The following is an 18,435-nucleotide window of genomic DNA, read 5'->3' as shown; positions in this document are numbered from 1 at the left end:
ATGAGGACTTCGCTACTGCAAGGGGGACGGGCGCTGCTGGTCGTGGTGTTCGCGTTCCCGATCGTGTTCATGCTGATCTCGTCGTTCAAGCCGGACGCGCAGATCTTCGCCGACCTGTCCTCGCTGCGGGCGGTGCTGCCGGTCGGCGAGCTGTCGCTGGACAACTATCGCGGAGTGTTCGACCGGGTGCCGGCTGAGCGGTTCCTGGTCAACTCGGTGCTGATCTCCGTCGTGACAGTTGCCCTGGGCATCTTGATCAACAGTATGGCCGCGTTCGCCCTGTCGCGGATGAGGTGGGCCGGGCGTCGCGTCGTGCTCGCAGCGATCATCGCGACGTTGATCGTGCCGTTCGAGACGTTCGCGCTGCCGCTGGTGTGGTGGGTGAACAAGCTGCCGTGGCTGGAGTTGCACGGGTTCCAGCTCCAGCTGACCGAGGGGTGGCTGGACACGTATCACGTGCAGGTGTTGCCGTTCCTGGCCAACGCGTTCTCGATCTACTTGTTCTACCAGTACTTCACCAGCATCCCGGTCGAGCTCGACGAGGCGGCCCGGATGGACGGCGCCGGCTGGTTCGCGATCTATCGCCGGGTGGTGATGCCGCTGTCCGGTCCGGCGATCGCGACGGTCGCGATCCTGACCTTCCTGCCGGCCTGGAACTCCTACCTCTGGCCGCTCATGGTCGTGCAGAGCGAGGACCTGCGCCCGGTGATGGTCGGCATCCAGTACTTCTTCCAACTCAACGTCTCGTGGGGACAGATCATGGCCTATGCCTCGATGATCACCGTGCCGGTGCTCGTCTTGTTCGTCGCGTTCCAGCGCGCTTTCATCGGCAGCATCGCGGCCGCGGGGGTGAAGGGCTGATGCTGGAGCTGCCCGACTCGTGGGTGTGGGACTTCTGGTTCGCCCGCGACGGCGACGAGTACCACCTGTTCTTCCTGTACGCCTCGCGTGCCCTGCACGATCCGGACCGGCGCCACGGTCGCGCGTCGATCGGTCATGCGGTGTCGGACGATCTGCGGAACTGGACGCGGTTGCCCGATGCCTTGGTGCACGGCGAGGCCGGGGACTTCGACGAGACGGCCACCTGGACCGGCTCCGTCGTACGGGCGCCTGATGGACAGTGGTACATGTATTACACAGGTGCACGTGACAAGATCCAGACTGTCGGGCTGGCGACCTCGGATGACCTCATTACCTGGCACAAGTACGACGGGAACCCGGTGACAGCTGCGGATCCGCGCTGGTACGAGAAGTACGACGGGACGTCGTGGTTCGACGAGGCCTGGCGAGACCCGTGGGTGTACCCGGATCCGGACGGCGACGGCTGGCACATGCTCATCACTGCCAGGGCCGGCCACGGTCCTGCCGACGATCGCGGCGTGGTCGGTCATGCCCGCTCCACCGACCTGCTGCACTGGGAGGTCCAGCCGCCGCTGAGCGAACCGGGCGCCGGATTCGGGCACCTCGAGGTCTTTCAGGTGGAGGTCGTCGACGGCCAGGTCGTGCTGCTGTTCAACTGCCTCCGCGGGGAGCTGGCGCCATGGCGGCAGGAGACCGCAAGAAGCAGCGGTGTCTGGTCCGTCGTCGCGGACAGCCCGACCGGCCCTTTCGACATCAGCAAGGCAACGCTTCTCACCGACGATTCCCTGTACGTCGGTCGCCTCATCCGCGACGTGGACGGCTCCTGGGCGCTCCTCGCCTTTCACAACCAAGGCCCGGACGGGTTCATCGGCTCCATCAGTCACCCGATGCCGGTGGAGCTCACCCCGACCGGTCTTACTCTCAGGCATGTATAGCCGGAAGCCCGGAGCCGCAGCGGCCCCGGGCTGTTCCAGCGAGTTGTTCAGCGCAGGCTCGAGAAGAACTTGCGGATGTCGGCGGTGAGTTCGTCCGGCCGCTCGAGAGAGGCGTAGTGGCCGCCGGTTTCGAAGTTGGACCAGTGGACGATGTTGGTGTTGTCGCGCTCAGCCAGCGGGCGGATCGTCTTGAAGTCGTCGGCGAACACGGCGACGCCGGTCGGGGCGTGGTTCTGGGTCGGTTCGGCGCCGGAGTGGGCCTCTTCGTAGTGGTAGCGACCGGCCGCGGCGGAGCTGTTGGTGAACCAGTACAGCGACACCTCGGTCAGGATCTGGTCGTGGGTGACGAGGCTGGTGCCGTTGCCGAAGCTGTTGAACAGTTCGTTCCAGGCGAGCTGCCCGACCGGCGAGTCGGAGACGCCGACGGCTACGGTCTGCGGGCGGGTCGCGTTGATCTGGTTGTACCCGCCGACCGACTGGAACCACTGCAGGTGCTCCAGCGCCGCGTAGTCCGCCGGCGTGAACTTCTCGAACTCGGCCGGGTCGCCCGACGGGAACGAGAACAGTTGTAAGACATGTAGACCGAGGAAACCTGTTGGGTTGAGTAGCCCGAGCTCACGCCCGACAAGTGCGCCGGCGTCCGAGCCATGAGTGCCGTACGACGAGTAGCCGAGCCGGCGCATCAAGGTGTCGAAGGTGCGAGCCACCCGGGCCATCGTCCAGCCGCGGTCGACCAGCGGCGTACTGAAACCGAAGCCGGGGATGGACGGTACGACGACGGAGAACGCGTCCTCGGCCGAGCCGCCGTACGCGACCGGATCGGTCAGCGGGCCGATCATGTCGAGGAAGTCGATGAACGACCCCGGGTAGCTGTGGGTGAGCAGCAGCGGCGTCGCACCCTCGACCGCCGACGGGACGTGGATGAAGTGCACGGTTTGGCCGTCGATCTCGGTCAGGTAGTGCGGGAACTCGTTCATCCGCTTCTCCTGCGCGCGCCAGTCGAACCCGTGCTGCCAGTGGTCGACCATCTCGCGGAGGTAGTGGTTCGGAGTGCCGTAGTCCCAGTCGTCGCCGGGAACGGGCTCGGGCAGCCGCGTCCGCGCGAGGCGGGCGAGCAGATCGTCCAGGTCAGCCTGGGCGATGTCGACGGTGAAGGGCCGGATGCTCTCGTTGTTGTTCATGGCTTCAAGCTATGCCCCTAATAGGAACATTACGTTCCTGTTTGTGCGATGATTCTTGGCATGCTCGAAACTTCGTCGCGATTGCTCTCGTTGCTGGCGTTGCTGCAGACCCGGCCGGCCTGGACCGGTGCTGAGTTGGCGGAGCGGCTGGAAGTCACCACGCGGACCATCCGGAACGACATCGACCGGCTGCGCGAACTCGGTTACCCGGTCGATGCGACCCGTGGGCCGGCCGGGCACTACCAACTCGGGGTCGGTGCCAAGCTGCCGCCGCTACTCCTGGACGACGAGGAGGCCGTCGCGGTCGCCGTTGGTCTGCGGACGGGCGCGGGCGTTGTCGGGATGGCGGAGAGCAGTGCGCGGGCGTTGACGAAGCTGGAGCAGGTGCTGCCACATCGGCTCCGGCGGCAGGTGAACGCGATCCACAGCACGATGGAGAAAGGCCCGGACAACACCGGGTCCAATGTGCCGGATCCCGAGATCGACCCGGCGGTCCTGACGGCGGTCGCGGCCTGTATCCGGGACGAGCATTACCTGCGCTTCGACTACTCCGTGCCTGTCGGCGCCCCGATCCGTGGCCCGGGGTCGGGCAGCGGATCCGATCTGCCCATCCTGGTGGAGCCGTATCGGTTGGTGAGCTGGCAGCGGTACTGGTACCTGGTCGCGCGAGACGAGGCCGACGCCTGGCACACCTATCGCGTCGACTGGATGTCGTTGCGGATGGCAACAGGTCGTCGCTACAAGCCGCGTCCGATGCCCGGCGACGACTACACCGATTTCGTACTGCGGGACGTCGCGACGACGGGGTGGAAGGTCCACGCCCGCATCACGGTCTTCGCTCCCGCCCAGGACGTCCTGTCCCGAATCCACGCCGCCGTCGGCGTGGTCGAGTCCGTCGACGACAACACCAGCGTCCTCGTCACCGGCGCCGAGTCCCTCGAGATCGTTGCTGTCTACATCGGCATGCTCGGCCTCGACTTCCACGTCGACGACCCACCCGAACTCGTCCAGCACCTCAAAACCATCGGCAACCGCTACCTCCGCGCAATCAGCTGACAGCCCTCCGCGCTTTCCGGAACCTAGGCGTCACAGAGCGGCGCCACCTTTCTTCCGGAAACCTCAGGGCTGCTCGGTGCCCAAGCCGGCGTTGCGGGCCTGGATGATGGCGGTGGCGCGGTCGGCGATGCCGAGTTTGGTGAAGATGGCGGAGACGTTGTTGGCGACCGTCTTGGCGGCGAGGTTGAGGCGGTTGGCGATAGCCGTGTTGGACAGGCCGGCGGCGAGCAGGTTGAGGATCTCGCGTTCCCGGGTGGTGAGCTCGGGGAACGGATCCGCGGCGGGCGGTGGTGCGGAGAAGAAGCTCAGGACGCGGCGGGCGACGCCAGGACCGAAGATCGCTTCGCCGGCGGCGACGGCGCGGATGGCCCGGGCGATCTCGTCCTGCTCGGCGCCTTTGACCAGGTAGCCGCGGGCGCCGGCGCGCATCGCGGCGAAGACCGAGTCGTCGTCCTCGAACATCGTCAGCACCAGTACGGCGACCTCCGGCGCCGACCGGGCCAACTCACGAGTCGCCGCGAAACCGTCGAGGTCGGGCATCTGCAGATCGAGTACGGCGACGTCCGGGCGCGACGTGATCACCTCGCGGATCGCCTCGCGGCCGGTCGCGGCGACTCCCACGACCTCGATCCCCGGCAACGACGTGAGCAAGGCCGCCAGCCCTGCCCGGACGACCGGATGATCATCAGCCAGCACCACGCGAATCATGTGTTCTCCAAGGGAAAACTCGCCCGCACGACGCCTCCAGTAGGCGACGGCCCCGCCTCGAACCGACCGCCGAGCTCGGCGGCGCGTTCCCGCATCGCGTGCAGGCCGACGCCGGGACGCCACTCGCCGTTCGGCGGTCCGTCGTCGGTCACCTGGATCTCCAATCCGTCGTCACAGCGCAACGCTAGTACGGCGTATGTCGCGTGCGAGTGTCTGACAATGTTCGTGAGCGCCTCGGTAGCAATCCGATACGCCGCAACCTCCAGAGCCGCAGGCAGAGCCGGCAATCCATCCGCCGAGACCTCCACCTGGATCGACGCCCCATCCGCCCGGAACGACAGCTGATCCGCGCGCTGCCGCAGTGCTCCGACCAGGCCGAGTTCGTCCAGCGCAGGCGGTCGCAGGTCGTCGACTAGTCGTCGTACATCGGCAATTGCCATACGAGTATCACTGCGCAACGTGCTGAGAAGGTTGCGTGCCTGGTCCGTGTCGGTGGATATCAGGTTGGCGGCCGCGTCGGCGGTGAAGGCGACGCCGGTGAGCGTCGGACCGAGGCCGTCGTGCAGGTCGCGGCGGAGGCGACGGCGTTCCTCCTCGCGCGCCGAGACCAGCTTCTCGCGAGACGACTGCAGTTCGGCCGACAGCCGGGTCGCGTGCACGGCGACGGCGAGCGGTACGGCGACCAGCCCGATCACATTGCGGTCGGTCGACGACAACTCCGACTCACCTGACCTCAGACCGATGCTCAGCAAGCCGACCGTGGTCCCGCCGTACTCGAGCTCCAGCGGTACGACGTTCGCCGGCGCCATACCGTCCGAGGCGACGATCGCATTGTCGACAATCAGAGCGACGTACGGGAAGCGGAGGGCCGAGCGGATGGAGGCGACGACGCCGGGCAGGCCGGCCGACAGTTGCTCGCCGACGCGGGACGCGATCCGGGCCGGGTCGCGGCGGTCGCCGTACAGGGCTCGATCGACGAGTCGCTGCAGTCGCGGCAGGATCGGGGCGATGATCAAGGCGACGAGAACCGTGATCGCGGCGGATCGCCCGACCTGCGACGAGATCAGCGAACCCAGGATCGCGGCCAGGGCCGCGTAGGCGCCGACGGCAACCAACGACAACAGAGCCCAGGTCAGTGCACGGGAGACGACCAGCCGGATGTCGAGGAGTTGGTAGCGCACGATCGCGACCGCGACGGCCACCGGAATCAACGGAATCGCCAGCAGCACCAGGATCGGCGTACCGGCAATGAGGGACCACGGTGTCACGAACAGGATCGCGATGACGGATGCCAGTAGCAACCACAGGAGTTGCCGACGGCCCATTTCGTCAGCCCTGCGGTACCTGATCGCGAGACAGGTGATCGCCAGCAGCAACGCGACGAGGTTGCGGAGTTCGGCAATCGTCCACAGCGGTTGGACAGCGTCGTACCACGAGATGCGCAGGTAGCCGGGTGGGACGCCGTCACCCGGTGCGCTGCCGTCGCCGGTCATCTCCAGGACGAACAGAGGTGAGGTGGCAATGATGCCGATCGCGGCCCAACGCCAGCGCGGTGAGAGCAGGCGGCCGGTCGGGAACAGCAGGAGCGCGAGCGGAAGGAAGAGCCCGATCGACCACGGCCAGGCCCCCATCGACAGGGTGACGACCAGGCGCTGGGCGACCATCGGTGCGTCCGAATCGGCCAGCAGTTGGCCGATCGGCGTGGTCACCGCGGTCGTGGCGTGACCGATTCCGTCGGCAATGAACAACCATCCGATCGGGTTACCCGGCCGATGCCAGGCGATCACCGCCCCGCACAGCCCGAACGTCAACCCCATCAACCCGTTCGTCAGCACGAACGTATCGACCAGGTGCTGCCAGCCCCACCCCACGACGGCAGACAGGATCAGCGCCGCGATCACCTCCGCGACGGCGAACCCGCCGAGCCCGCCCGCCAGCCCGCGATGGGTCCGGTGGGAGAACCCGCCGAGCCCGCCCGCCAGGCCTCGGCGAGTGGGGTCGTATGAGGCCTTCATACGGGAAGTGTGCGCCCGGAAGTGTCCCGGCGTCTCGGGATCGGGTTCCCGGGTGGGTCGGGGGATTGCCTGGTCGCGGGGGAATGTGCGCCCAGGTGTCCTACTAGGTGACTGCCAGACAGTGGTGCCCTGAGAGAGGGGAAAACATGTCTGACAAGAGCAACATGTCTGGCAAGAACAAGGTGGGGCTGGTTGTCCTCGCACTGGTGTCAGTCGCGGATCTGCTGACGCCGGTCTTGACCGATGGGGAGCACCCGCCGATGGAGATCGCCATCGGTGCGGCGGTCGTCGGACTGGTCAGCCTGGTGCTGGTCGGATTCGCGTGGCAAGGCAAGCGGTGGCCGCTGGCGCCGCTCATCACACTGCGGCTCGCCTCGGCGCTGCTGGCGGTGCCGGCGTTCTTCGCCTCCGACGTCCCCGCGGCCGCGGTCGCCGCCGCAGGAGTCGGTGTGGCGGCAACGATCTTCGGAGTCGTGGCGGTGCTGCTGCCGTCCCGCGAGCTGGCAGGTGTGCGATGACACAGACGATCACCAGTACGCCGCGAGCCGACGTACGACCCGTATCCCGATGGGTCGCGGCGCTGATCCTGCCGATCGGCCCGGCCGCGATCGCGCTGCTGCGGTACTTCCTCCCGTACGACACGGTGGATGACCCGGCGACCATCACCAACAAGATTGTCGACAATCTCGATCGGGGCTCACTCGTGCTCTGGCTCGGGTTCATCGGGATGCTGACGCTGGTCCCCGGCGCGTACGCCGTCGGCCGGGTCACCCGTCGCGGGGCCCCTTGGCTCACCGCGATCGCACTGCTGCTCGTCGTACCCGGGTATCTCGCCCTCCCGTGGATGGCGTCCAGCGACATCTTCATCTGGTCCGCGGGGACGGCGGGACTGGATCCGGCCGCGATCACCCGGGCCGCCGAGGCCACGCACGGTTCGATGGACGTCGCCGCCTTCACGTTCGTCTTCGGTCACGTCATCGGCACGATCCTGCTCGGCATCGCGATGTGGCGGTCGCACATCGTGCCTCGCTGGGCCGCGGTCGCAACCGCGATCTCGCAGCCGCTCCATTTCATCGCCGCAGTCGTGCTGGTCAGTCACACTCTCGATCTCGTCGGCTGGGGTCTGCAGGCAGTCGGGTTCGCCGCGGTGGGGTGGGCGATCCTCCGGATGCGCGACGACGACTGGGAACCGATGCCCTAACGGGTCAACCAAGTCGGCCCCGGGCTCGTCCGGCGCTACTCTCGATCGCACTGAAGGGGGAGTGGGATGACGGAGACGGATGAGTCCGGGACCGATCTGTCGCGGGGGAGCTTCAGGCTCGCGGACGCTGAGACGCAGGACACCGCGAAGCTGGCGATGATCCTGGACGTGATGGCGCAGCGGCCCGCCGTACAGACCTTGAAGGCGTGGGCGCTCGACCAGCTGGCGCCGGCGGACGGGGAGACCGCGGTCGACGTCGGCTCAGGGACCGGCGAGGACGTCGTCCGGTTCGCCAAGCTGGTCGGTCCGTCGGGACGCGCGATCGGCGTCGAGCCGAGTGCGGGGTTTCGGGCAGAGGCGGTACGGCGTGCCGCGGAAGTCAGCGTGGAGTTCGTGGACGGGTACGCGGGCGCGTTGCCCTTCGAGGCGGAATCGGTGGACGTGCTGCGCAGTGAGCGGGTGCTGCAACATGTGGCCGACCCGGCCGGCGCGGTGCAGGACATGGCCCGGGTACTGCGGCCCGGCGGGCGGATCGCATTGATCGACACGGACTGGTCGACGGCGATCGTCCATCCGGCGGATCCCGCCGTACTCCAGCGCATGGTCGACTATTTCCTCGTCGACTCGGCGAACCCGTACTCCGGTCGCCGGCTGCGCGGCCTGCTCGCCGGAGCAGGCCTGGAGATCACCGGCGAGACCGCCGCCACCTGGATCGAAACGCAGGAAGGTGCACGCCAGGGCTTCGTCTCGATGATGCACCTGACCTCTCTCGAGGCCGGGATCATCACCCGCGCGGAGGCCGAGGCGTTCGCTCAGGGCATCGCCGACGCGGCCGACCGCGGCGCCTTCCACCTCTCCCTGACGATGTACGCCGTCTCTGCCCGCAAGCGCGCGTGACAAGCGGCTGACGCGCACTATATGCTCGTGCAATAGTTGCGCGTGCATGGTTAGGAGTGTGCTGGTGAGTCGGGACTTCCTGTTCCTGTTGGGGACGACACGGCCGGGTGGCAACACCGAGGCGCTGGCGCGGCTGGCGGCAGAGCAGTTGCCGGCCGACGTCGGCCAGACCTGGCTCCGACTGGACGAACACGTCGGCGAGCCGTTCCGCGACGTACGGCACGAGGGCGACGGGGTGTACCCGGCGCCGCTCGGCGGCCAGTGCAGGTTGCTTGAGGCAACGCTCGCCGCGACCGACCTGGTGATCGCGTCACCGCTGTACTGGTTCACGGTGTCGGCGAGCGTGAAGGCGTACCTCGACCACTGGTCGGCGTGGATGCGCGTTCCGGGTGTGGGCTTCCGCGATCGGATGGCCGGGAAGACGATGTGGGCGGTCACCGCGCACACCGCGAAGGATCTGGCCGAGGTCGAGCCGATGCTCGGCACGCTGCGGTTGGTCGCCGACTACATGGGCATGCGCTGGGGTGGTGAGCTGCTTGCCTACGGCAATCGTCCGGGTGAGGCCGTGGCTGCGCCGGACGTCGCCGTACGTGCGCAGAACCTGTTCGAGGTCCAGCCGGTCGCCTGCTAGAGGCCGTGCTGTTTGAGGAAGGCGACAGTGCGGGCCATCGAGGTTGGCCAGGCGGGGCCGAAGGCATGTTCCTCGCCGGGGTAGGTGTACATCGAAGCGGTCTTGCCGGCCGCCTTGAGGGCGGCGAGCGTCTCGCGGGACCACGCGATCGGGCAGGTCGAGTCGGACTCGCCGTGGTGGATCAGCACCGGTTCGGTGACCCGGTCGAAGAAGTTGATCGCTGACACGTTGCGCCAGAACGCCGGGTTGCGGGCTGGTTCGCCGTACGCCCGCAGGACGGTCGCGCCGATCGGACGGTCGTTCCGCACCCAGCGGTTGAAGTTGTCCGCGGCATCGGAACTGACCGGCGCGAAGACGACCGCGGCCTTGATCAGCCCGGGTTGCGCGACCAGCGCGTTGTAGGTGACCCCGCCGCCCATCGACCGGCCGAGCATGCCGATCCGGTTCGGGTCGACCGACGGCGAGGTGCGCAGCGCGAGTACGGCGTTGATCGCGTCCTCGGTGTAGCCGAGGCGCATGTCCACGCCCTCCCGCGGATCGTCAGACGATTGTGCATGTCCGCGATAGTCGGTATGTAAGACAACGTATCCGCGCCGGGCGAGGTAGTCCTGCTCACGCATCAGGCCGCGGCCGTTGGTGTAGATCGCCGGGTCGATGTGACCGTGGTTCAGGACGAGTGCGGGGTGCCGGCCTGGGGTGCGCGGGACGTTCATGATGCCGGAGATCGTCAGCGCGCCGCTCGAGTACGTGACGTAGTACCGGGTGTAGGCGGAGTTGCGGGCGAGCACCCGGCCGAGGCGGAGGTTCCGGCCGTCGTACTTCTTCGCCATCATCGCCTGCAGCGACACCGGGTGCGGCGCCGCCGTGGGAGATGTGGTTGTCGGTGTTGGCGTCGTGGGTGCCGGTGTGGTCGGCGGAGCGGATGACGTGGTGGGCGTCGAGGAGGTCGCGCTCGGAGTTGACGCAGGGGGTGCCGCGTCGTCCTCGGAGGTACAGGCGACCGCAGCCGTCATCACGAGCGCGGCGACTCCCGCCCACGCCATCCGCCGGTTCATACCTTCAAGTCTGCCGTCGCCTTCGCCGAACCCACCGAAAGTCCAGACAACGATTGACGGCGCGGCCATTGCACGATCAGTACGGCGGCCAGCACCAGCGAGCCGCCGAGCCACTGCATCACGCTGAGCGTCTCGCCGAACACCGCGGCCGCTGCGACAACCGTCACCACCGGCTCGAGGATGGACAGGATCGAGGCGACCGATGGTCCGACCCGGGCCATCCCGGCGAAGAACAGCAGGATCGCGGCGACCGTGCTGACCAAAGCCAGCGCTCCCAGCCACAACCATCCGATCGGGGCGAAGCCGAGGTCGGTGCCGCCGCGCAGGAATCCGGCGACCAGGAACGTGCCGAAGGCACCGGTGCACACCAACGCAGTCAATGCGAGCGGGGGTACGTCGGCGGTCACTCGGTCGCCGACCAGGATGTAGCCGGTGTAGGTGAGCGCTGCGCCCAGCGCCATCAGTGCGCCCAGCCAGTCGAACCGGCCACTCGTCGCTCCGCTGAGCACCAGGACGATCCCGGTCAGCGCTATGCCCAGCGCCGAGACCCGCCGCCGCGACGCTTGCTCTCGTCCGAGGGCGATCGCGCCCGCCATGACCAGTACCGGGTAGACGTAGAGGATCAGCGCTACCAGTGAGGCGTCGATTCTCGCCAGCGCGGAGAAGTAGAGCCCGGCCTGCGCCGCGTAGCCGAACAACCCCATGCCTAGCCCGACCAATACAGCCCGGCGGGGGAGTTGGCGCAGCGCGCCGCGGGCGAGTGCGATGGCGATCAACAGGCCACCGGCTAGCCCGAAGCGGACCAGCAGCAGCGCGTCCACCGACACACCTGCGTCGTAGGCCAGCTTGCCGAACACGGCCATCGCCCCGAAAGCGGCGGCGGAAAGTAAGCAGAAGAGGCGTCCCACGAGATCGATGGTCCCGGCTGTCAACCGTTCAGGTCTATCGCGTGTTCTTGTATAGCAATGTGTAGCTATGCTGAACGAATGTTGGATTTGCATCGGCTGCGCCTGCTGCGTGAGGTTCACGGCCGTGGCACGGTGCACGGCGCCGCGCGGGCGCTCGGGTACACACCGAGTGCGATCTCGCAGCAGCTTTCGGTTCTGGAGCGGGAGGCCGGTACGCCGTTGCTCGAAAGGATCGGCCGCAATGTCCGGCTGACGGCTGCAGGGCAAGTCTTGGTGAGGCATGCCGCGGTGCTGTTGGAAGGGGTCGAGGCGGCGGAGGCCGAGCTGGCGACGATCGCAGCTGGGCGGGCGGCTGGAGTGGTCCGGGTTGCGGCCTTTCAGTCCGCGTTCTTGCGGATCGTGGCTCCGGCGGTACGAGCGTTGGCCGTGAGCCATCCCGATATCCGGATCAAGGCCGCCGAAGTCGAGGTTGAGCAGGCGGCGCCGGCGTTGCGGTTGCATCAGTTGGACGTAGTCGTCGGCGACGAGTACGACGGGCAACCGCGGGCCGTGCACGCCGACCTGGATCGCGAGCGGTTGCTGCGCGAACGCATCCGGGTCGTGTTGCCTGCCGATCATCCCGAGGCCGGGGTCGACCGGGTGTCGCTCGGGCGATTGGCCGACGTACCGTGGGCCGCCTGCCAGCCCGGGACCGGGCACCGCGAGATGCATGTGCGGGTGTGCCGGGAGCTCGGCGGGTTCGAACCCGATCTCCGCTACAGCTCGGACGACTTCCTGATCTTGCTGGAGTTGGTCCGCACCACGGGAGCTGGTGCGCTGCTGCCGGATCTGGTGCTCGGGTACGGCGCTCCCGGAGTCGCGGTCCGCCTGCCTGCCGAGGGCGATGTCGGTCGGGAAGTCTTTCTGCTCACGCGGCGAAGTCGCACGCCGGCAGTGGCCGCAGTCGCAGCAGCCCTACGCGTCGCCGCAGACGAAAGCCCCCGCAACGACTAGGCCCCGCATCGAGTAGTGCCCGCGCCGAGTAGCTGCGCGCGGGTCCTCGCGGCGACTAGCTCAGCCAGGCCAAGCTAGAGGGCGTATCCGTGGTCGGCTTGTATTCGCAGGCGGCGACACCTTGGTAGCCGGCGGCCTTCAAAGCGTCGAGGGTCGCGTCGATCGGTAGCGAGCCTGAGCCTGGTTCGCCTCGGCCAGGGCTGTCGGCCAGCTGTACGTGCGCGATGTCCGCACCCAGCGCTGTTGCGGTGGCGATCAGGTCGACGCCGTTGCTGCCGAGGTGGAACGTGTCGAAGAGCAGCGAGAGATTGTCGACGTCCTTCAGTGGCCCATCGAGGATCGCCAGTACGTCGTCCGCCGTGTGCAACGGATAGCGCCCGTTCAATCCTTCGGTGAGTGGCTCGATCAGCACGGTCCCGCCGAAGCCGGCTACGGCCCCTGCGGCGGACCGGATCGCGGCGGCCGCCGTATCTGCCTGTTCCGCGGGTGACCAGCGGTCGTCGAGTTGGCCGTAGAGCAGGTTGAAGAGCCGGCAACCAGTGCGCTCGGCGATCGCGACAATCGCTCGGACGTTGGCGGCCAGTTGGTCCTGGCGGTCCGGATGAGAGGCGACGCCGCGTTCGCCCGCCGAAATGTCGCCGCCGTAGAAGTTCAGCGCGCCGAGCGAGACCTCGGCCGACTCGACGGTCCGCACGAAGTCATCGACTTCGGCCGGCGAGGGATCGGGTACGGCGAACGGCCACCACGACTCGACGTCGGTGAATCCGGCCTGCGCGGCAGCGGCGTAGCGCTCGGAATAGGGCAGTTCGGTGAACAGCATCGAGACGTTCGCACTCAGTCGATGCCCTCTGTACTCCATGTACAAAAGGCTAACACTAGCTCTTGCCAGACGTGCAAACTTGTCTAACAATCTTCAGGAACCGACCGACTCCGGAGGCGCGATGCACACCGAGCCCGAGCAGCAGGCGACAGCCACACCAGCGGAGCCGGAAGTGGGTCCGGCGGACGCCGCCAGGGGGACGGGAGGCGCCGTTACCGCACCGGCGGGCGCCAGCGGGCAGGCGACGGTCGCCGCCGGGACGACGACAACTGCCGGGCCGACGGGCCGCGCCGGGATGACAGCCGCGGACGAGGCTCAGTCGGCCGGGCGGGCGACAGAGGTTGACGTGGATGACGGCGGCTTCGTCGGGGCTCGGGATGCGGATTGGCCGTTGGCGGCCACGCGGTGGGCTCAGATCACCTTGGCCGAGGACGATCCGCAGCACTTCGACGCGGACTTCTGGTTCGACCTGATGCGGGACAGCAAGTCGAACGCGACCTGCATCAGCGCCGGCGGCTACATCGCCTACTACCCGACTCAGCTCGAGTACCACTACCGCAGCAAGTACCTCGGCGACACCGACCCGTTCGGCACCCTCGTCGACGGCGCCCGCAGCCTCGGCATGAGCGTGATGGCGCGCGTCGACCCGCACGCGATCCACGCCGACGCCGCGACCGCGCACCCCGAGTGGCTGGCTCGCGATATCGACGGCAATCCGCTCGAGCACTGGGCGCATCCCGACATCTGGCTGACGTGTGCGTTCACGTCGTACCACCGCGAGTTCATCACCGAGGTGGCGCGCGAGATCGTCCGCGAGTACGACGTGGACGCGATCTTCGCCAACCGGTGGGAGGGGTACTACGGCATCTCCTACAGCGAGGCGGCTCGTCGGTTGTTCCGCGACGACACCGGCCTCAAGCTCCCGGTTGCCGAGCAGGCCGAGGGCTGGCATGAGTACGTCGAGTGGCGGCGGAGACGGCTGAGTCAGCTGGTCGGGATCTGGGACCAGGCGGTCCGCGACATCCGCCCGCACGCACGGTTCATCCCCAACCTCGGTGCCCTCGCCGCGCGCGATCTCGACCGGGATCTGGCCGAGCGGCTCTACCCGATCTTCATCATCGACAAGCAGGGCCGCTCCGGGATCGAGGCGCCGTGGGGTGCCGGCCGCAACGGCAAGCGCAACCGCGGCGTCTTCCCCGACCGCCCGGTACGCCTGATCACCTCGGTCGGTCCCGAGCATCATCAGCACCGCTGGAAGGACTCGGTCGCACCCGCCGAGGAGGTGAAGACGTGGATCGTCGACGGGTTCACCCAGGGCGCGTTGCCGTGGTTCACCAAGTTCAACGCGAGCGTCCCGGACCAGCGCTGGGTCGAACCGATCGTCGAGGCGTTCAACCTGCACGCAACCGTCGAGCCCGTGCTCAAGGATCTCCGCATCACCGCCGAGGTCGCCCTGCTCGACCCGACTCGCGCTGGGCACCTCCGCAACGACCACCGAGGCGATCACGAGGACGGCTTCTATCAGGCCTTGGTCGAAGCACGCGTCCCGTTCGAGTTCATCTCCGACCAGTGCCTGTCGGCCGATCGCCTCAGCCCGTTCAAGGTCGTCGTACTCGCGAATGCCGAGCAACTCAGTGATGCACAGTGCTTTGTCTTACAGGAGTACATCGCTAGCGGTGGCTCAGTCGTGGCGGCGTACGAGACCTCTTTGTACGACGAACGCGGGCAAGCGCGTGCCGATTTCGGCCTGGGAGCGGCGCTGGGCATTCGGTTGACCGAGGCGAGTCGCGCGGTGAAGAACAACTACATCGCGTTGATGGACTCGCATCCGTTGAACCGCGGGTTCGAGGGCACCAGCCGGATCATCGGCGGTACCCGCATCCTCGGGGTGGAGACGGGCGCGGTGGAGATGGACGCGGTGGAGATGAACGCGGTGGTTCCGTTCCGCTTCATCCCGGACTTCCCGGATCTGCCGATGGAGGAGGTCTATCAGCGGGAGGCGCCTGATCGGCCCGCGGTGGTCTGCACCGAGAATGCGAACGGCGGCCGGACCGTCTACTTCCCGTTCAATCTCGGCGCGATCTTCTGGGAAGCGCTCCAGGCTGACCACGGCCGGCTGATCGCGAACGCTGTCGGCTGGGCGCTCGGCAAGACGCCCGAGGTGACCGTCGAAGGTGCCGGCCTGCTGGATGTCGCCGTACACCGGGGTGAGACGAGTGTGGCCGTTGCCCTGGTCAACCTCACGAACCCGATGGCGATGCGCGGCCCGATCCGCGAGACCCTCCCGCTGCCGCCGCAGACCGTGTCGATCGCCGTACCCGACCGTCGGCTGAAAGCGCGCCTGCTCGTCGCCGGGGTGGATGTCGAGCCGACGATCGCCGACGGCCGGGCCGAGATCGTCATCCCGACCGCGGGGCTGCTCGAGATCGTGCACGTTGATTGGAGCAACGAATGAAGATCGGCTTCGTCGGGCTGGGCGTGATGGGCCGGCCGATGGCGGCCAACCTGATTGCCGCCGGCCACGAACTCTCGGTCTATCGCGGCCACACCGACGTCGACGCGTACCGCTGCCAGTCCGCCGCCGAGGCGGCCGAGCGGTCCGAGGTCGTCATCCTCATGGTTCCGGACACACCGGACGTCGAGGATGCCCTGTTCAGTCCGGACGGCGTGGCCGAGGGACTCCGGCCGGGGTCGCTGGTGATCGACATGAGTTCGATCTCGCCCACGGCAACCGTCGGCTTCGGGCAGCGGATCGAGAAGCTCGGCTGCCACTACCTGGATGCGCCGGTGTCCGGCGGCGAGATCGGAGCACGGGAGGCGACGCTGACGATCATGGTCGGCGGGCGGCCGGAGGTGTTCGACCGCGCCCGGCCGATCTTCGAGACGCTCGGCAAGAACATCACGCTGATCGGCGGCATCGGATCCGGTCAGACGGCCAAGGTCGCGAACCAGATCGTCGTCGGCCTCACCATCGAGGCCGTCGCCGAGGCGTTGATGTTCGCGAAGGCGGCCGGCGCGGATCCGGCCGTCGTCCGCGAGGCACTGATGGGCGGGTTCGCGAGTTCGCGCATCCTCGAGCTGCATGGCGAGCGGATGGTGCGGGAGACGTTCGACCCCGGGTTCCGGATTCGCTTGCACCGCAAGGATCTCGGTCTCGCCGTCCAGGCTGCGGCCGAACTCGACCTGGCCCTGCCGAACACCGCGGCGACCCAGCAACTGATGAACGCGGCCATTGCGGACGGGGACGGCGACCTGGACCACTCGGCGCTCTACAAGACGTTGCGAAGGGGGCACACATGAGGTTGTGGTGGCACGAACCCTTCCGGATGTTCCAGACCAACCTGCGCGAGATCGACGCCGGTCTGGATGTGGAGAAGGTGCTGGACTACCTGGTGGAGTTCGGCGCCGACACCTGGCTCCTGAGCGTAGGCGGGATCCTGTCGAACTACCCGACCGATCTCGACTTCCAGACCCGCAATCCATACCTGGCCGAGCGGCCGTCCGGTGACCTCGTCGGCGATGCCGTGAAGGCGGCCGGACGGCGGGGGATCCGGGTGATGGGCCGGATGGACTTCTCCAAGATCGACCACCGTCGGGCCGAGGCGCATCCCGACTGGTGCTTTGTCGCACCGAGTGGCGAGCATCAGGTGTACAACGGTCTGACAAGTGTCTGTCCCAGCGGTGACTACTACCAGGCAAGGCTGTTCGACGTACTCGACGAAGTGCTCGACCGGTATCCGATCGACGGCTTCTTCTGTAACTGGATGTCGTTCAACGAGGTCGACTACAGCCGCCGCTACTGGGGTGTCTGTCACTGTGTCAGCTGTGCGCGCTTGTATGACAAGCCGCTGCCGGCGGGCAAGGATTCACCTGGGTACGACGACTGGCAGCGCTTCTCAAAAGGCGTGCTGGCCGACCTGACTGCGCGGATCCGGCAGCATCTCGCTGACCGGCGACCTGAGGCGCCGCTGGTGCTCGGCGATCAGGCGGACATCGTCTTCCACGAGGCGAACAACGCCGTCGGCCGGCCGCTGTGGCACCACCGCACGAGCGAGAGCGTGAGCGCGGCGAAGACCTATCGCCCGACTGTGCCCGTGCTGACCAACTCGGTCGGGTTTGTCGACATGCCATACAGGATGGCCAGTGAGGATCCGAACCACTTCGCGCAGTACCTGCTCCAGGCCATCGCCCGCGGTGCCAATCCGTCGACGTACATCATGGGGACGCCCGACGTCAGCCCGTACACATGTCTGACAGTCGCCAGTGAACTGACGAGATTCCATCGCGAACACGCAGACGTCTACACCGACCTCGTCCCGGCCGCAGAGACGCTGCTGGTCAGGCCGTCGGCAGGTTCCACCGCGGAGTTCCAGGGGCTCTACCTCTCGCTGCTCCAGCGCCACATCCCGTACGACGTCCTGCCGCAGGAACGACTGGGCGACGTCGACCTGAGCCGGTACCGGGTCGTCGTACTGCCGGATCTCGGACAGGTCGACTCGGTGATCGATCGCTATGTCGACGCCGGCGGAGCTGTCGTGGCAACCGGTAGCACCAGACTTGCATGTCTACCTGTCAGACAACGAGCCAGTTATGACACGGAAGAGGCGACGCGGTCGCTGCACCTCCAGAGCGGGGTGCCGGTGTTCGGCGCTTTCCACGTGGTCGAGCCGGCCGCCGACGCGGAGGTCGGGTTGCTCTCGCTGTCCAGAGCGCCGTACGGGCCGCCGGAGAAGTGCCACGGACATGTGCAACTGGAGCACCCCGGCGTGATCCGGAGCAACGGACAACTGAATGGCCCCGGCCGGGTCGTGTTGTTGCCGTGGACCATCGGGCAGTCCTATCGCGAGGTTGGCCTGAGCGTGCATCGCGACATCTTCGTCGACGAGGTGATCGGGGCCGGCAGCCCGCAGATGGAAACGGAACTGCCGGAGCAGGTGGAGATCGTCCTCGGCCGGTCGGTGGCCGGGACCGTCGTACATCTGCTGAACAGATCGGGGGATACCGACCAGCGATTCGCACCGCCCGTGCGGATCGGTCCGGCTGAGTTGAGGCTGCCGGACGGCGTACGCGAAGTGCAAGCGCTGCGGTCGGGTGAGCGGCTGCCGGTGACCGACGGGCGAGTGCGGGTGCCGGAGATCGGGTTGTTCGAAGTACTGGTCTGTGTGTGAGGAGAG

17 protein-coding genes are annotated in these 18,435 nt (G+C 67.4%); 11 read left to right on the top strand and 6 right to left on the bottom strand.

Annotation, left to right across the window (positions count from 1 at the left end; genetic code table 11):
- Both EV652_RS14500 and EV652_RS14495 read left to right on the top strand, forming a co-directional pair.
- On the top strand, positions 1 to 861 hold the full coding sequence (locus EV652_RS14500) for a carbohydrate ABC transporter permease (RefSeq protein ID WP_132209605.1): 861 nt from the start codon (positions 1 to 3) through the stop codon (positions 859 to 861).
- Entirely contained in the window at positions 861 to 1,796 is a 936-nt protein-coding gene (locus EV652_RS14495) for a glycoside hydrolase family protein (protein WP_132209604.1), read from the top strand. The genes EV652_RS14500 and EV652_RS14495 overlap by 1 nt, the downstream gene beginning before the upstream one ends.
- Positions 1,797 to 1,843: 47 nt before the next feature.
- Here EV652_RS14495 and EV652_RS14490 read toward each other — a convergent pair whose 3' ends face one another.
- Entirely contained in the window at positions 1,844 to 2,977 is a 1,134-nt protein-coding gene (locus tag EV652_RS14490; protein ID WP_132209603.1) for an epoxide hydrolase family protein, read from the bottom strand.
- A gap of 60 nt (positions 2,978 to 3,037) precedes the next feature.
- Here EV652_RS14490 and EV652_RS14485 point away from each other — a divergent pair, with 60 nt between their 5' ends.
- A complete protein-coding gene (locus EV652_RS14485) occupies positions 3,038 to 4,033 on the top strand; it encodes a helix-turn-helix transcriptional regulator (RefSeq protein ID WP_132209602.1) in 996 nt (331 codons plus the stop codon).
- 63 nt (positions 4,034 to 4,096) lie between these two features.
- On the opposite strand, the gene EV652_RS14480 is transcribed toward EV652_RS14485, so the two are convergent.
- Complete coding sequence (locus EV652_RS14480; RefSeq protein ID WP_199238178.1) at positions 4,097 to 4,741, bottom strand: response regulator transcription factor; 645 nt, start codon at positions 4,739 to 4,741, stop codon at positions 4,097 to 4,099.
- Positions 4,738 to 6,756: a sensor histidine kinase gene (locus EV652_RS14475; protein ID WP_132209601.1), complete on the bottom strand. Its 2,019-nt coding sequence runs from the start codon at positions 6,754 to 6,756 to the stop codon at positions 4,738 to 4,740. Before EV652_RS14475 ends, EV652_RS14480 begins: the two co-directional genes overlap by 4 nt.
- 146 nt (positions 6,757 to 6,902) lie before the next feature.
- Between EV652_RS14475 and EV652_RS14470 the strand changes: the two genes are divergently transcribed.
- The 4 genes from EV652_RS14470 to EV652_RS14455 all read left to right on the top strand — a co-directional run bounded on the left by EV652_RS14470 (position 6,903) and on the right by EV652_RS14455 (position 9,485).
- Positions 6,903 to 7,274: a hypothetical protein gene (locus tag EV652_RS14470; RefSeq protein ID WP_242001762.1), complete on the top strand. Its 372-nt coding sequence runs from the start codon at positions 6,903 to 6,905 to the stop codon at positions 7,272 to 7,274.
- On the top strand, positions 7,271 to 7,957 hold the full coding sequence (locus EV652_RS14465) for a hypothetical protein (protein WP_132209600.1): 687 nt from the start codon (positions 7,271 to 7,273) through the stop codon (positions 7,955 to 7,957). The genes EV652_RS14470 and EV652_RS14465 overlap by 4 nt, the downstream gene beginning before the upstream one ends.
- Positions 7,958 to 8,023: 66 nt before the next feature.
- Positions 8,024 to 8,854 (top strand): methyltransferase domain-containing protein, encoded by an 831-nt coding sequence (locus tag EV652_RS14460; protein WP_132209599.1) that lies wholly within the window; start codon positions 8,024 to 8,026, stop codon positions 8,852 to 8,854.
- A gap of 64 nt (positions 8,855 to 8,918) precedes the next feature.
- Positions 8,919 to 9,485 carry a flavodoxin family protein gene (locus EV652_RS14455; protein ID WP_242001761.1) on the top strand — a complete coding sequence of 189 codons (567 nt, stop codon included), beginning with the start codon at positions 8,919 to 8,921 and terminating at the stop codon, positions 9,483 to 9,485.
- On the opposite strand, the gene EV652_RS14450 is transcribed toward EV652_RS14455, so the two are convergent.
- Positions 9,482 to 10,540 (bottom strand): alpha/beta hydrolase family protein, encoded by a 1,059-nt coding sequence (locus EV652_RS14450; RefSeq protein ID WP_242001760.1) that lies wholly within the window; start codon positions 10,538 to 10,540, stop codon positions 9,482 to 9,484. The two genes, EV652_RS14455 and EV652_RS14450, sit on opposite strands and share 4 nt — an antisense overlap.
- The gene (locus EV652_RS14445; RefSeq protein WP_132209597.1) at positions 10,537 to 11,448 is read right to left on the bottom strand and encodes a DMT family transporter; all 912 of its coding nucleotides are present in this window, start codon (positions 11,446 to 11,448) and stop codon (positions 10,537 to 10,539) included. The genes EV652_RS14450 and EV652_RS14445 overlap by 4 nt, the downstream gene beginning before the upstream one ends.
- 78 nt (positions 11,449 to 11,526) lie before the next feature.
- On the opposite strand from EV652_RS14445, the gene EV652_RS14440 reads away from it, so the two are divergent.
- The gene (locus tag EV652_RS14440) at positions 11,527 to 12,441 is read left to right on the top strand and encodes a LysR family transcriptional regulator (RefSeq protein WP_132209596.1); all 915 of its coding nucleotides are present in this window, start codon (positions 11,527 to 11,529) and stop codon (positions 12,439 to 12,441) included.
- A 55-nt stretch (positions 12,442 to 12,496) separates the two neighbouring features.
- On the opposite strand, the gene EV652_RS14435 is transcribed toward EV652_RS14440, so the two are convergent.
- Positions 12,497 to 13,300 (bottom strand): hydroxypyruvate isomerase family protein, encoded by an 804-nt coding sequence (locus EV652_RS14435; RefSeq protein ID WP_132209595.1) that lies wholly within the window; start codon positions 13,298 to 13,300, stop codon positions 12,497 to 12,499.
- 82 nt (positions 13,301 to 13,382) lie between these two features.
- Between EV652_RS14435 and EV652_RS14430 the strand changes: the two genes are divergently transcribed.
- From EV652_RS14430 to EV652_RS14420, 3 genes are read left to right on the top strand one after another with little or no spacing between them, the layout of a single operon-like run.
- The gene (locus tag EV652_RS14430) at positions 13,383 to 15,716 is read left to right on the top strand and encodes an alpha-amylase family protein (RefSeq protein WP_242001758.1); all 2,334 of its coding nucleotides are present in this window, start codon (positions 13,383 to 13,385) and stop codon (positions 15,714 to 15,716) included.
- On the top strand, positions 15,713 to 16,561 hold the full coding sequence (locus EV652_RS14425) for a 2-hydroxy-3-oxopropionate reductase (RefSeq protein ID WP_132209594.1): 849 nt from the start codon (positions 15,713 to 15,715) through the stop codon (positions 16,559 to 16,561). Before EV652_RS14430 ends, EV652_RS14425 begins: the two co-directional genes overlap by 4 nt.
- A complete protein-coding gene (locus EV652_RS14420; protein ID WP_132209593.1) occupies positions 16,558 to 18,429 on the top strand; it encodes an alpha-amylase family protein in 1,872 nt (623 codons plus the stop codon). Before EV652_RS14425 ends, EV652_RS14420 begins: the two co-directional genes overlap by 4 nt.
- The last annotated feature ends 6 nt before the right edge of the window (positions 18,430 to 18,435 follow it).

Origin of the sequence: Kribbella steppae, from assembly GCF_004342025.1 — a bacterium.
GTDB lineage: Bacteria > Actinomycetota > Actinomycetes > Propionibacteriales > Kribbellaceae > Kribbella > Kribbella steppae.
The sequence above is the reverse complement of the archived record's forward strand: the minus strand, read 5'-3'. Positions and strand labels throughout refer to the sequence as shown.

Excerpts from the sequence above, each read along its gene's own strand:
- EV652_RS14500 (WP_132209605.1), top strand. The coding sequence starts at position 1 with ATGAGGACTTCGCTACTGCAAGGGGGACGGGCGCTGCTGGTCGTGGTG.
- EV652_RS14495 (WP_132209604.1), top strand. The coding sequence starts at position 861 with ATGCTGGAGCTGCCCGACTCGTGGGTGTGGGACTTCTGGTTCGCCCGC.
- EV652_RS14490 (WP_132209603.1), bottom strand. The coding sequence starts at position 2,977 with ATGAACAACAACGAGAGCATCCGGCCCTTCACCGTCGACATCGCCCAG.
- EV652_RS14485 (WP_132209602.1), top strand. The coding sequence starts at position 3,038 with ATGCTCGAAACTTCGTCGCGATTGCTCTCGTTGCTGGCGTTGCTGCAG.
- EV652_RS14480 (WP_199238178.1), bottom strand. The coding sequence starts at position 4,741 with ATGATTCGCGTGGTGCTGGCTGATGATCATCCGGTCGTCCGGGCAGGG.
- EV652_RS14475 (WP_132209601.1), bottom strand. The coding sequence starts at position 6,756 with ATGAAGGCCTCATACGACCCCACTCGCCGAGGCCTGGCGGGCGGGCTC.
- EV652_RS14470 (WP_242001762.1), top strand. The coding sequence starts at position 6,903 with ATGTCTGACAAGAGCAACATGTCTGGCAAGAACAAGGTGGGGCTGGTT.
- EV652_RS14465 (WP_132209600.1), top strand. The coding sequence starts at position 7,271 with ATGACACAGACGATCACCAGTACGCCGCGAGCCGACGTACGACCCGTA.
- EV652_RS14460 (WP_132209599.1), top strand. The coding sequence starts at position 8,024 with ATGACGGAGACGGATGAGTCCGGGACCGATCTGTCGCGGGGGAGCTTC.
- EV652_RS14450 (WP_242001760.1), bottom strand. The coding sequence starts at position 10,540 with ATGAACCGGCGGATGGCGTGGGCGGGAGTCGCCGCGCTCGTGATGACG.
- EV652_RS14440 (WP_132209596.1), top strand. The coding sequence starts at position 11,527 with ATGTTGGATTTGCATCGGCTGCGCCTGCTGCGTGAGGTTCACGGCCGT.
- EV652_RS14435 (WP_132209595.1), bottom strand. The coding sequence starts at position 13,300 with ATGGAGTACAGAGGGCATCGACTGAGTGCGAACGTCTCGATGCTGTTC.
- EV652_RS14430 (WP_242001758.1), top strand. The coding sequence starts at position 13,383 with ATGCACACCGAGCCCGAGCAGCAGGCGACAGCCACACCAGCGGAGCCG.
- EV652_RS14425 (WP_132209594.1), top strand. The coding sequence starts at position 15,713 with ATGAAGATCGGCTTCGTCGGGCTGGGCGTGATGGGCCGGCCGATGGCG.
- EV652_RS14420 (WP_132209593.1), top strand. The coding sequence starts at position 16,558 with ATGAGGTTGTGGTGGCACGAACCCTTCCGGATGTTCCAGACCAACCTG.